Source organism: Pseudomonas sp. 51_B, assembly GCF_017491595.1.
Taxonomy (GTDB): domain Bacteria; phylum Pseudomonadota; class Gammaproteobacteria; order Pseudomonadales; family Pseudomonadaceae; genus Aquipseudomonas; species Aquipseudomonas promysalinigenes.
The window spans coordinates 1-539 of sequence record NZ_JAFGYW010000152.1 but is presented as its reverse complement, the minus strand read 5'-3'; the positions used below and the strand labels follow the sequence as shown (position 1 = coordinate 539).

The 539-nt window shown below is 54.4% G+C and carries 1 protein-coding gene; it reads left to right on the top strand.

The window, feature by feature from the left end; genetic code table 11:
* On the top strand, positions 1–539 hold a 539-nt coding region (gene speD / locus J5M56_RS24105), incomplete at both ends, for an adenosylmethionine decarboxylase (RefSeq protein ID WP_207937957.1).

Here is a 539-nt window from a genome sequence, read left to right as displayed (position 1 = left end):
CTCAAGCTCCACGGGTTCAACAACCTGACGAAGACCTTGAGCTTCAATATCTACGATATCTGTTATGCCGAAACGCCCGAAGATCAACAGGCGTACGTGCAGTACATCGATGAAGAATACGATGCGGAGCGTCTGACGCAGATATTGACCGATGTCGTGGACATCATTGGAGCGAATATCCTGAATATCGCCCGGCAAGATTACGAGCCGCAGGGCGCCAGCGTCACCATTCTTATTTCGGAGCAGCCGGTCACGCCGACCGACAGCCAGATCGAGGAATCGCCGGGGCCATTGCCCGAGACCATCCTGGCTCACCTCGACAAGAGCCATATCACGGTTCATACCTACCCGGAAATCCACCCAGATGATGGCATCGCCACGTTCCGCGTGGACATCGACGTTTCAACGTGCGGTGTGATTTCTCCGCTCAAGGCGCTGAATTACCTGATTCACCAGTTCGATTCCGACATCGTCACGGTCGATTATCGCGTGAGGGGATTTACGCGGGACGTAGAGGGTCGCAAGCATTTCATCGATCA